Annotated in this window: 11 protein-coding genes; 6 read left to right on the forward strand and 5 right to left on the reverse strand. The window is 71.4% G+C overall.

Annotated features, from left to right (window positions below):
- Both EAD98_RS28950 and EAD98_RS28955 read left to right on the forward strand, forming a co-directional pair.
- Positions 1–1,129 (forward strand): AAA family ATPase (locus EAD98_RS28950; protein ID WP_147457521.1); only part of this gene is annotated, 1,129 nt, incomplete at its 5' end.
- Positions 1,129–1,749, forward strand: coding sequence for an HAD family hydrolase (locus EAD98_RS28955; protein ID WP_121657135.1), 621 nt, complete (start codon positions 1,129–1,131; stop codon positions 1,747–1,749). The genes EAD98_RS28950 and EAD98_RS28955, both read left to right, overlap by 1 nt.
- Before the next feature lie 91 nt (positions 1,750–1,840).
- On the opposite strand, the gene EAD98_RS28960 is transcribed toward EAD98_RS28955, so the two are convergent.
- The 5 genes from EAD98_RS28960 to EAD98_RS28980 form a co-directional block, all read right to left on the reverse strand.
- A complete protein-coding gene (locus tag EAD98_RS28960) occupies positions 1,841–2,362 on the reverse strand; it encodes a DinB family protein (RefSeq protein ID WP_121657136.1) in 522 nt (173 codons plus the stop codon).
- A gap of 44 nt (positions 2,363–2,406) precedes the next feature.
- Positions 2,407–2,901 (reverse strand): universal stress protein, encoded by a 495-nt coding sequence (locus EAD98_RS28965; RefSeq protein WP_233579058.1) that lies wholly within the window; start codon positions 2,899–2,901, stop codon positions 2,407–2,409.
- A gap of 11 nt (positions 2,902–2,912) precedes the next feature.
- On the reverse strand, positions 2,913–4,532 hold the full coding sequence (locus EAD98_RS28970; protein WP_121657137.1) for an MDR family MFS transporter: 1,620 nt from the start codon (positions 4,530–4,532) through the stop codon (positions 2,913–2,915).
- A gap of 146 nt (positions 4,533–4,678) precedes the next feature.
- Positions 4,679–5,122 (reverse strand): MarR family winged helix-turn-helix transcriptional regulator, encoded by a 444-nt coding sequence (locus EAD98_RS28975; protein ID WP_233579066.1) that lies wholly within the window; start codon positions 5,120–5,122, stop codon positions 4,679–4,681.
- Between the two features lie 25 nt (positions 5,123–5,147).
- A complete protein-coding gene (locus EAD98_RS28980; protein WP_121657138.1) occupies positions 5,148–6,860 on the reverse strand; it encodes an alkaline phosphatase D family protein in 1,713 nt (570 codons plus the stop codon).
- An 84-nt stretch (positions 6,861–6,944) separates the two neighbouring features.
- Between EAD98_RS28980 and ftsY the strand changes: the two genes are divergently transcribed.
- From ftsY to EAD98_RS29000, 4 genes are all read left to right on the forward strand, one after another.
- Complete coding sequence (gene ftsY, locus EAD98_RS28985) at positions 6,945–8,135, forward strand: signal recognition particle-docking protein FtsY (RefSeq protein ID WP_121657139.1); 1,191 nt, start codon at positions 6,945–6,947, stop codon at positions 8,133–8,135.
- Between the two features lie 6 nt (positions 8,136–8,141).
- The gene (locus EAD98_RS28990; protein WP_172898993.1) at positions 8,142–9,005 is read left to right on the forward strand and encodes an aminoglycoside phosphotransferase family protein; all 864 of its coding nucleotides are present in this window, start codon (positions 8,142–8,144) and stop codon (positions 9,003–9,005) included.
- 202 nt (positions 9,006–9,207) lie between these two features.
- Entirely contained in the window at positions 9,208–10,620 is a 1,413-nt protein-coding gene (locus EAD98_RS28995; RefSeq protein WP_121657140.1) for an ammonium transporter, read from the forward strand.
- A gap of 25 nt (positions 10,621–10,645) precedes the next feature.
- A complete protein-coding gene (locus EAD98_RS29000; RefSeq protein WP_174537509.1) occupies positions 10,646–10,984 on the forward strand; it encodes a P-II family nitrogen regulator in 339 nt (112 codons plus the stop codon).
- Positions 10,985–11,107: the final 123 nt, after the last annotated feature.

Here is an 11,107-nt window from a genome sequence, read left to right on the forward strand (position 1 = left end):
GGCCGCACGGGAACGCGCCGCCGCCCGGCGGGCCGCCCGCACCCGGGGCGCGGGCATCGCCCGCGCTGTCGCCGGCGGCGCCCGGGAGGCGCTCACCCGGCTCACCACCTCGATCGCGGCGGCGGAGGAGCACCGCGACGCGGTGGCCCGGGAACGCGCCGCCCGCGAAGCGGAACTTCAGGAGGTACGCGGGGCCGCCAAGCGGTTCGGCGCGGAGCTGGAGCGGCTGACCAGCCAGGTGCACCGGGACGAGGTCGCCCGCGCCGAGCAGCGGCTGCGCATCGAGCAGCTGGAGGCGAAGGCTGCCGAGGACTTCGGGTTGGACGTGGAGACCCTGGTCGCCGAGTACGGCCCCACGCAGCCCGTTCCGCCCACCCAGGTCGACGTCGCGGCGGCCGAACGTGACGGTCTGCCGCTGCCCGAGCCGGTCCGCTACGAGCGGCCGGTGCAGGAGAAGCGGGCCGCGAAGGCGGAACGCGAACTGGCTCTGCTCGGCAAGGTCAACCCGCTCGCGCTGGAGGAGTTCGCCGCGCTGGAGGAGCGTTACAAGTTCCTCTCCGAGCAGTTGGAGGACCTCAAGGCAACCCGGCGGGACCTGCTCACCGTGGTCAAGGACGTGGACGAGCGGATCCTGGAGGTCTTCGCCAGCGCCTTCGAGGACACCGCGCGCGAGTTCGAGCAGGTGTTCACCGTGCTCTTCCCCGGCGGCGAGGGTCGGCTGATCCTCACCGACCCCGACGACCTGCTCACCACCGGCGTCGAGGTGGAGGCCCGTCCGCCGGGCAAGAAGATCAAGAGGCTGTCCCTGCTCTCGGGTGGCGAGCGGTCGCTGACCGCGGTGGCCATGCTGGTGGCGATCTTCCGCGCGCGGCCCAGCCCGTTCTACATCATGGACGAGGTGGAGGCGGCCCTGGACGACGTGAACCTGGGTCGGCTGATCACGCTGCTGGCGCAGTTGCGGGAGAAGAGTCAACTGATCGTCATCACGCACCAGAAGCGGACGATGGAGATCGCCGACGCGCTCTACGGCGTGACCATGCGCAGCGGGGTCACCCAGGTGATCAGTCAACGGCTCAACCGGGCCGACGAGGACGACCAGCGGCTCGGCCGCGGCGAGGAGAACGGGTAGTGGCTCGGGAACGCGCGACGGCGCTCCTGCTGGATCTGGACGGCGTGCTGCGCCGATTCGACCCGGCGGTCGCCGCCGAGGTGGAGCGGGAGTACGGCCTGGCCGACGGGGTTCTCACCGAGATCGCCATGCAGTGGGGCCGGCTCCGGCCGGTGCTCACCGGTCAGGTCAGCCACGCCGACTGGGTGAGCAGCGTGGCCGACGCGCTCGCCGAGCCGGCCGGCGGTCCGGAACGGGCCCGGGCGGCGGTGGAGCAGTGGCAGCGCCACCGGGGCGAGGTGGACACCGAGGTGCTCGACTTCGTCCGGGAGGTACGCGGCGCCGGGATCAAGGTGGGCCTGGCGACCAACGCCACCGACCTGCTCGACGCCGACCTGGCGACCCTCGGTCTGACCGGCGAGGTGGACGTGGTGGTCAACTCCTCGACGCTGGGCGTGCACAAGCCCGCCCCGGAGTACTTCCAGGCCGCCTGCGTGGCACTGCGTACCCCGCCGGCCAAGGTGCTCTTCGTCGACGACGAGGACTGGGCGATCCGGGGCGCCCGCGCCGCCGGGCTGTCGGCGCACCGCTGGGGCGGCCACGGCGATCTGCGTTACCTGCGGGCGGCGTTGAACTACTGAGCCGACGACCGGCCGTCGCGGTATCGCCGATCTGGCGGCATTCGACCGAGGTGATGCCGCCAGATCGCCGACCTGCCGTGCAGCAGTCCGGTCACTCGCCGGTGACGCCGTCGATGCGTTCCCGGATCAGGTCGGCGTGGCCGTTGTGCCGGGCGTACTCCTCGATCATGTGCACGTACACCCAGCGCAGGTTGAAGGTGCGTTTCTTCGCGCTGACCTCGGTGAACGTCTCGTCGAGCGAGTGGCCGGCGGCGGCCTCGCGGGCCAGCGCCACCTCGCGGTGGAAGATGGCGAAATCGGTCTCGGCGTCCGCGGCGCTGACGTCGTGGTCGGCGTCCGGCGTCTCCGGGGTGAAGTACGGGTAGTCGACGCGCTCCCCGGCGAAGTTCTCCCGGAACCACCAGGCCTCGACCTCGGCCAGGTGCCGGACCAGACCGAGCAGGGTCAGCCCGGACGGCTCCACGCTGGGCGTGCGCAGCTGGGCCTCGGTCAGCCCGGCACACTTGAGCAGCAGTGTCTGACGGTGGTAGTCGAGCCAGCCGTCGAGCATGGTGCGCTCGTCGCCGACGTACGGTTCGGGGGTCCGGGTGATCTCCGGTGCGATCCAGGTCATGGCGCGCATCCTGCCCGGGATGTCCGACACTTCGCGACGGGTTATCAGGGCACCACGACGACGGGCCAGCGGCCGGTGCGGACCAGGCGGGTGGCGACCGAGCCGACCAGCCGGTGACCGGCCTGCTCGGAGGCGCCGACCACCACCATGTCGGCCTGGAACTCGTCGGCCGCCGCGCACAGCTCGCCGTACGCGTCGCCGCGCCGGCACAGGAACGTCACCGGTAGGCCGAGCTCCTCGGCGCCGCGCCGGCACTCCCGGCGCAGCTCGTCGGCCAGCTCGTCGTGGGTGCGCTGCACGGCGCCCGCGTCCATCCCGGGCACCAGGGCGGACAGCCCGCTCGCCGAGCTGACGAAGAGCACCACCAGCGCGGCGCCCTGCCGGCGGGCCAGCCCGGCGGCGTAGGAGCCGGCCCGCTCGGAGGTGCGGGTGCCGTCCACGCCCACCATGATCACCCGGGGGCCGTCCGTGCCTCGTTCGAAGGGCAGCGGGCGGGTCCGGGGTCCGTACTCCTCGCGGTCAGGTGCTCCCACGCTCATGGCTGCCTACCTCACCTCTGCTCGCCGGTACGGACGACGGCGGCACCAGCGCCGGCCGCGATAGTTGATTCTTGCTCGACGTCGGCGCCGGCCGGGGAGCCGGTGTGCTGCCGCAGCGGCACCTCCTTGATGAAGGTCACAGCGATCAGCGCGATCAGCGCGAAGGGGGCGGCGGCCAGGAAGATGTCGCCGGCGCCGTGGCCGTACGCGCTCTCCACCACGGCCCGGATCGGGCCGGGCAGGGTGTGCACGTCGGGAAGGACCCCACCGCCGCCCGAGCTGGGCGCCGAGATGCCGAGCCGGGCCAGGCCCTCGGACGTGTAGCCGGTGACCTTGTGGCCGAGGACCGCGCCGAGCGCGGAGACGCCGATCGCGCCGCCCAGGCTGCGGAAGAACGCCACCACCGAGCTGGCCGCGCCGAGCTCGTGCGTGCCGACGGTGTTCTGCACGGCGAGGACCAGGTTCTGCATGGTCATGCCGAGGCCGATGCCGACGAGCGCCATGTAGATGCTGAGCAGGGTGAAGCTCGTGTCGGCCCGGAGCGTGCCCATCAGCGCGAAGCCGACTGTGAGCAGCGCCGTACCGATCACCAGGAACCGCTTCCAGCGGCCGGTCTTGGTGATGATCCGACCGCTCAGCGTCGACGCGACCAGTAGGCCAAGGATCATCGGCAGGGTCATGAGGCCGGACATCGTCGGGCTCTGGCCGCGGCTGATCTGGAAGTACTGGCCGAGGAAGACCGAGGCGCCGAACATGCCCACGCCGACCGCGATGCTCGCGACGACGGCCAGGCTGATGGTGCGGTTGCGGAACAGGCGCGGCGGGATCATCGGCTCGGCGGCCCGGGTCTCCACCCGGATCGCCAGCGCGCCGAGCACCAGCGCGCCGATCACCATGGCGGCGGACTGCCAGGAGGTCCAGTCGAACTGGTTACCGGCGAGCGAGACCCAGATCAGCAGCACCGAGACGGCCGCGGTGATCAGCGTGGCGCCCCACCAGTCGATCTGCGCCTTCCGCTTCACGACCGGCAGGTGCAGGGTCTTCTGGAGCACGACCAGCGCGGCGATGGCGAACGGCACGCCGACGTAGAAGCACCAGCGCCAGCCGAGCCAGGAGGTGTCCACGATCACGCCGCCGATCAGCGGGCCGCCGATGGTGCCGACGGCCATCACGGCGCCGAGGTAGCCGCTGTAGCGGCCCCGCTCGCGCGGCGCGATCATGGTCGCCATGATCACCTGGGCCAGCGCGGTGAGGCCGCCGGCGCCGATGCCCTGGAGCACCCGGCAGGCGATCAGCTCACTGGTGCCCTGCGCGGCGCCGGCCAGCACCGAGCCCAGCACGTAGATCCCCAGGGAGAGCTGGACCAGGAGCTTCTTGCTGGTCAGGTCGGCGAGCTTGCCCCAGATGGGGGTGGTCGCGGTGGTCGCCAGCAGGGCCGAGGTGACCACCCAGGTGTACGCGGACTGACCGCCGTGCAGCTCGGTGATGATCCGCGGCAGCGCGTTCGAGACGACCGTGGAGGAGAGGATCGCGACGAACATGCCCAGCAGCAGGCCGGAGAGGGCCTCCAGAATCTGCCGGTGGGTCATGTCGACGCCGGTCGCCCGGGTGGGCGCTGTCGCCTGGCTCATCGTTGCGTGCCTCCGGATGGAGTCGAGGTGGGGGCGGCGTGCCTGGCGTACGGCGACCGCCTGAGAGTTGCCTGAAGCAACCGTATGCCTTGGTTGCCTGAAGCAACAACATGTCGAGGGGGAGTGGCATTCCCCCGTCGGCGAGGTCAGATCCAGGAGTCGTTGAAGCGGCCGAGCAGCCGGGCGAACTCCTCCACGTCCCGGGCCGGCCAGCCGTCCAGGGCGCGTAGGAACTCACCCAGCCGGGCGGACCGGGCGACGTCGAACCGGCGCTGGCCCTCCTCGGTGAGGCTGATCTGCGCGGCCCGCCGATCGGTCGGATCGGGGTCGCGGTTGACCAGGCCGAGCGCTTCCAGCCCGTTGATCTGCCGGCTCAGCGTCCCCTTGCCCACCCCGAGCCGTGCCGCCAGCTCGGTCAACCGGATCGACCCGCTCCGGCGCAGCCAGAGCAGCAGCCCGTAGGTGTTCGGCTCGAGGTTCGGGTGGACCTCCCGGGCGATCTCCCAGGAAACCGCCCGGCCACGACGCAGCAGCGCCGTCAGTTCGTGCTCGACCGCCCGGATCGGCTCCGGCAGGTGCTCGTCGTCCACGGCGTAGAGACTACGGCGGATCGGCTCAGCCGTTGCCGGAGAGTCGGCGGCGCATCACCGGACGTAGGTGCCCGTCCTTGGTGGTGCCCTCGATGGTCACCTCAGCCGCGCGTCCGCGATGGGTCAGCGTGGCCACCGCGTTGCCGAAGTAGGGGCCGGCCAACTTGCGCCAGCGCACCCCCGGACGGCGGACACCGGCCGAGCGGGCCAACGTCCGGGTCGCCCCCGCCGGGCCGGCCGACCAGCCGAGCCGCATCAGCGGGCGGATCCCCGCCGGCACCTGGTTGTGGATCGGCGAACAGGTGAGCTGGTGCACCGGAGTGACCACCGCCGGGTCGGCGAACCGGGCCCGGGCCACGTACGAGTGGTGCACGTCCCCGGACAGCACGCTGATCGACGCCGGCGGGGCGTACGCCGGGCCCGCGCCGACCCGTGCGCCGGACCGGCCCGGGGTGCCGGTGCCGATCCGGGCGAAGGTCTCCGCGAGCGCCTCGAAGGAGCGCCGGAACGCCGCCCAGTGCTCCAGGTCCAGTGCCCGGCGCAGCTTCTCCGCCGAGCGCGCCACCCAGGGCCGGCGCGAGTCCGCCAGCTTCTCGTTCCACGCCTCGATGTGGTGGATGCCCTGCGGCAGCAGCCAGGGCAGCGAGGCGCCGACCACCAGGTGGTCGTAGACCCCGTGCGCCTGGTCGAGGAACCAGGACCACTCACCCGGCGGCAGCATCGCCCGGTTGCCCCGGTCGAGCACCCGGCTGCACCGGTTGTCCAGCATCACCAGCCGCGTCCGGCCCAGGTCCAGCGCGTAACTCCACTGGTACTGCACCGCGCGCCAACGCTCGGTGTCGTGCGCCAGGTCGGACTCCTGGTCGACCCGGTGCCCGAACTCGCGCAGCACGCCGGTGGCGTCCTCGGCGGCGGCGACCTTCGCGAAGACCGGGTCAGCCGCGATGTCGTCCGGGGAGAGGTTGCCCAGGTGCTGGTAGACCCAGTAGGAGGCGAGCCCGCTGCCGATCCGCTCGGACCACCACGGCTGCTCGCGGACCTCGGCCCGCCATTCCGCCGAGGTGTTCCAGTCGTCGATGATCTCGTGGTCGTCGAAGATCATCACGCTCGGAACGGTGGAGAGCAGCCAACGGATCTCCGGATCCCGCCACGACTCCAGGTAGAGCTTGGTGTACTCGTCGAAGCTCACCACCTGGTCGCTCGGGGCGCCCTTCGGCCGGCGCCGGCGCCGGCGCAGCAACCGCCGCACCGTCGGCGAGGTGACATCGGCGTAGACCTGGTCGCCGAGCAGCACCAGCAGGTCGGGTAGCGGGTTCGCCTCGGGGTCGGCCATCAACCGCCGGGCGTACGCGTCCAGCGCGTCCGGCGGGAGCTTGCGGGTGGTGGCGTGCTGGGTGGTCTCGCGGCACGAGCCGAAGATCAGACTGACCGGCTGGTCCCGGTCGTCGGCGGCCCGGGTGCGGATCACACTCGGCGGGAAGCCGCTGCTCGGCACCGGCCACACCACCTCGTCGTCGACCAGCACCTCGTAGGTGGTCGCGCTGTCCGGAGTGAGCCCCTGCACCACCACGAGCGCGTAGTGGTGGTCGTACGCCGAGAAGGTGGGCGCGGTGCCGGTGGCGCCGTCCGCGGTGCGGACGGTGACCACGGCGGGCGCCGCCGTTTCCACCCAGATGGTCGCCCGGGTGTCCACCACGCGCCGCAGGAGGGGGCCGATGAGCAGGTGTGCGGCGGGCATGCGGCCGAGCCTACCGCCGGTTCTCGGCACCGGCCGGGGTGCGGTGGCTGGGACGCCGCGGCCGGCATCTGACAGGATTCCGGCATGGCCGAATATCTCGTCCTCGCTCTGGTCCTGCTCGGCGTGCTGATCGTCGGCACAGTCGGGCTGGTCGCGCCGCGATTGCGGCGGCGGCCCGAGCCCCCGCTGCCCCGCACCGAGGTCGACACCCGGGCTGAAGAGGATCTCGCCGGCCCGCCGGTCGAGGCACCGGAGTCCGATCTGTCCACCGGTGTCCTGGTCGAGCCACCACCGGTCATCGAGGCGCCCGCGCCGACCGTCGAGGTGCCCGAGCCGACCGCCGGGCGGCTGGTCCGGCTCCGCTCCCGGCTGTCCCGCTCGCAGAACGTCTTCGGCAAGGGGCTGCTCGGCCTGCTCGCCCGCGACCACCTCGACGAGGACGTCTGGGAGGAGATCGAGGACAGCCTGATCACCGCCGACGTCGGCGTCGACGCGACCCGCGACATCGTCGACCGGCTGCGGGAGCGGACCCGGGTGCTGGGCACCCGTTCGGCCTCCGAGCTGCGGGCGCTGCTCGCCGCCGAGCTGGTCAACGCGCTCGACCCGAGCCTGGACCGGTCGCTGCGGACCGCCCCGAAGGACGGCGTACCGGCGGTGCTGCTGGTGGTGGGCGTCAACGGCGCCGGCAAGACCACCACCTGCGGCAAGATCGCCCGGGTGCTGGTGGCCGACGGCCGCAGCGTCCTGCTCGGCGCGGCGGACACCTTCCGGGCCGCCGCCGCCGACCAGCTGGAGACCTGGGGTTCACGGGTCGGGGCGGAGACCGTCCGCGGCCCGGAGGCCGCCGACCCGGCCAGCGTCGCCTTCGACGCCGTCAAGCGGGGCATCGACACCGGCGTGGACACCGTGCTCATCGACACCGCCGGCCGGCTCCAGAACAAGGTCGGCCTCATGGACGAGCTGGGCAAGGTCAAGCGGGTGGTGGAGAAACAGGGCCCTATCGACGAGACACTGCTCATCCTGGACGCCACGACAGGTCAGAACGGCCTGGAGCAGGCCCGGGTCTTCACCGAGGTGGTCAACGTGACCGGCGTGGTGCTGACCAAGCTCGACGGCACCGCGAAGGGCGGCATCGTGATCGCCGTCCAGCGCAAGCTCGGCATCCCCGTGAAGCTCGTCGGCCTCGGTGAGGGCAAGGACGATCTGGCCCCGTTCGACCCGGCGCAGTTCGTCGACGCGTTGCTGGGCACCGAGGCCGCCGGACGGGACGCGTAGTCTCGGGTGACCACTGACGATCGCGCGTACGCGGGCTGGCGCGACCCCGGCCACCCCTCGCAGCGCCTCGGGAGACCGTACGTGACTTCGCAGGAGATCCCGCTGCACGGCGGCAACGTGAGCACCGTGGTCCGGGTCGGTGACACGGTCCGCCGTAACGCCGGGCCGTGGACCCCGTCCGTGCACGCCCTGCTGCGGCACCTGGAGTACGTCGGGTTCACCGGCGCCCCCCGGGCGCTCGGCATGGACGAGCGCAACCGCGAGGTGCTGTCGTACCTGGAGGGGGAGTGCGGGGAGTACCCGCTCGCCCCGCACTGGGTGACCGACGAGGCGCTGGTCACCGTCGCCACCATGCTGCGGATGTTCCACGACGCCCAGTACGGCTTCACCCCACCCCCCGGTGCGGTCTGGCGCTCGTTCGGGCCGCCGCCACCGGACACGGAGGTGATCTGCCACCACGACGCGGCGCCGCACAACGTGATCTGGCGGCCGGACGGCACGCTCGGGCTGATCGACTTCGACCTGGCCTCGCCGGGCTCGCGGATCTACGACGTGGCGTACGCGGCCTGGACCTGGGTGCCGATCTTCGCGGACCGGGACTCGATCACCCTGGGCTGGAAGCGCCCGGACCGGCCGCGCCGGCTGCGGCTCTTCGCCGACGCGTACGGGCTGATCCCCCGGGACCGGCACCGGTTGATCCGGACCATCCGCAAGCGGATCGTGGACCACGTCGAGGGGATCCGCAGGATGGCCGCCGCCGGGGAGCCGGCCTTCGTCCGGATCGTGCATAAGGGGCACCTGCGCCGGCCGATGCGCGATCTGCGGCTGCTCGACTACGAACGGCACGCCCTGGAGAACGCCCTCCGCTGAGCGCCGGCCGGTCGATCCACCCCCGCCCATGTCGCTGACTGTGCGAAGTTCGTGACACGTACGAAACAACCCGTCACGAAACAGAAACCGGCACGGGACCCTGGGTGAAACAGCCGGCCGCGAAGCTTCCGCCCAACCGGCCTACGGGCGACGCTGCCCCGGAAAGCCGCGAAGGAGGGAACTTCACCTTTAGGAGGCCAGCGTGCCTGAAGCACCCACGATCGATAGCGGCAATACCGTTTGGCTGCTGGTGTCGACCGCGCTCGTGCTGCTCATGACCCCGGGACTGGCGCTGTTCTACGGCGGGCTCAACCGGGCCAAGGGCGTACTCAACATGATGATGATGAGCTTCTCCGCCATCGGGCTCATCTCTGTTCTGTGGTGGTTCTACGGCTTCAGCGTCGCCTTCGGGACCGACGTGAACGGCTTCTGGGGCGACCCGGGCGCGTACCTCGGCACCAAGACCTTCCTCGCCGAGACCGACCTGTGGGGCGCCACGGCGGAGAACCCCAGCGGCATCGGTGTTCCGCTCTACGTGTTCATGGCCTTCCAGATGGTCTTCGCGGTGATCACCGTCGCGTTGATCAGCGGCGCCATCGCCGACCGGGCCAAGTTCGCCGGCTGGCTGCTGTTCGCCTTCGGCTGGGCCACCCTGGTCTACTTCCCGGTCGCCCACTGGGTCTGGGGCGGCGGCATCATCGGCGGTGACATCCACGCCCTGGACTTCGCCGGTGGCACCGCGGTGCACATCAACGCCGGCGCGGCGGCCCTGGCCGTGGCGCTGGTGCTCGGCAAGCGGCTCGGTTGGCCGCGCGAGGGCATGAAGCCGCACAACATTCCGCTGGTCGCGCTCGGCGCCGGCCTGCTGTGGTTCGGGTGGTTCGGGTTCAACGCCGGCTCGGAGCTGACCGTCGACTCGGTCGCCGGCCTCGCCTTCATCAACACCCAGCTCGCCACCGCGGCCGCGGTGCTCGGCTGGATCGCGGTCGAATGGATCAAGGACCGGAAGCCGACCATGGTCGGTGCCTCGTCCGGAGCGGTCGCCGGCCTGGTCGCCATCACCCCGGCCTGTGGCTTCATCGCCCCCTGGGCGGCCGTCCTGCTCGGCATCGTCGCCGGGGTCGTGTGTGCGCTGGCCGTCAGCCTCAAGTACAAGCTGGGCTACGACGACTCTCTCGACGTGGTCGGCGTGCACTTCGTCGGCGGCTGGATCGGCTCGCTCTGGCTCGGCCTGTTCGCCACCAACTCGGTCAACGCCGCGATCAGCGACGTGGTGGGCGCCTCCGACGGCCTCCTCTACGGCGGCGGGCTCACGCAGCTCGGGCGGCAGGCGCTCGCCGGTGTGATCGTCTCGGTCTGGTCGTTCGGCATCGCCTGGGTGCTGGCCTTCGTCATCGAGAAGACGATCGGCTTCCGCGTACGGGCCGAGGCCGAGGTCGAGGGCATCGACATCGCCGAGCACGCCGAGAGCAGCTACGACCTGTCCCCGGCGGGCGGAGGCACGGGCAGCGCGTTCGCGATGGCCGGCATCGGCACCCCCGGTGGCGGCGCGACGAGTGGTGCCAGGCCGGAGGCGGAATCCGCCGAGCCGGTCAGCGCGAAGGCCGCCGGTTAACGTTCCTGGGATGGAGGGGTTGGACATGAAGCTGGTGACCGCGGTCATCAAGCCGTACCAGCTGGACGCGGTGAAGGAGGCTCTGCACGCCCTCGGGGTGGCCGGGCTGACCGTCAGCGAGGTCCAGGGGTACGGGCGGCAGAAGGGGCACACCGAGGTCTACCGGGGTGCCGAGTACACGGTCGAGTTCCTGCCCAAGATCCGGGTCGAGGTGCTCACCGACGAGATCGACGTGGACAAGATCGTGGACGCGATCGTCGGTGCCGCCCGCACGGGCAAGATCGGCGACGGCAAGGTCTGGGTCACCGGCGTCGAAGAGGTCGTCCGGGTACGTACCGGCGAACGCGGCCTCGACGCCCTCTGACCTCGACCGAGACCGACATGACCTCGTTGATCAAGAAGAACGCGTCAGGAAACGCCGATGACGGCGACGCGAACCTCTTGATCAACGAGGTCGTCGGCGTACGTGGGGGAGTCGGGGAGGGTG

The organism is Micromonospora sp. CV4, assembly GCF_003667455.1.
In the GTDB taxonomy this organism is placed as follows: Bacteria; Actinomycetota; Actinomycetes; order Mycobacteriales; family Micromonosporaceae; genus Micromonospora.

Coding starts and splice junctions, on each gene's coding strand:
- EAD98_RS28960 (WP_121657136.1), bottom strand. CDS start 2,362: ATGACCTGGATCGCACCGGAGATCACCCGGACCCCCGAACCGTACGTC.
- EAD98_RS28965 (WP_233579058.1), bottom strand. CDS start 2,901: ATGAGCGTGGGAGCACCTGACCGCGAGGAGTACGGACCCCGGACCCGC.
- EAD98_RS28970 (WP_121657137.1), bottom strand. CDS start 4,532: ATGAGCCAGGCGACAGCGCCCACCCGGGCGACCGGCGTCGACATGACC.
- EAD98_RS28980 (WP_121657138.1), bottom strand. CDS start 6,860: ATGCCCGCCGCACACCTGCTCATCGGCCCCCTCCTGCGGCGCGTGGTG.
- ftsY (WP_121657139.1), top strand. CDS start 6,945: ATGGCCGAATATCTCGTCCTCGCTCTGGTCCTGCTCGGCGTGCTGATC.
- EAD98_RS29000 (WP_174537509.1), top strand. CDS start 10,646: ATGAAGCTGGTGACCGCGGTCATCAAGCCGTACCAGCTGGACGCGGTG.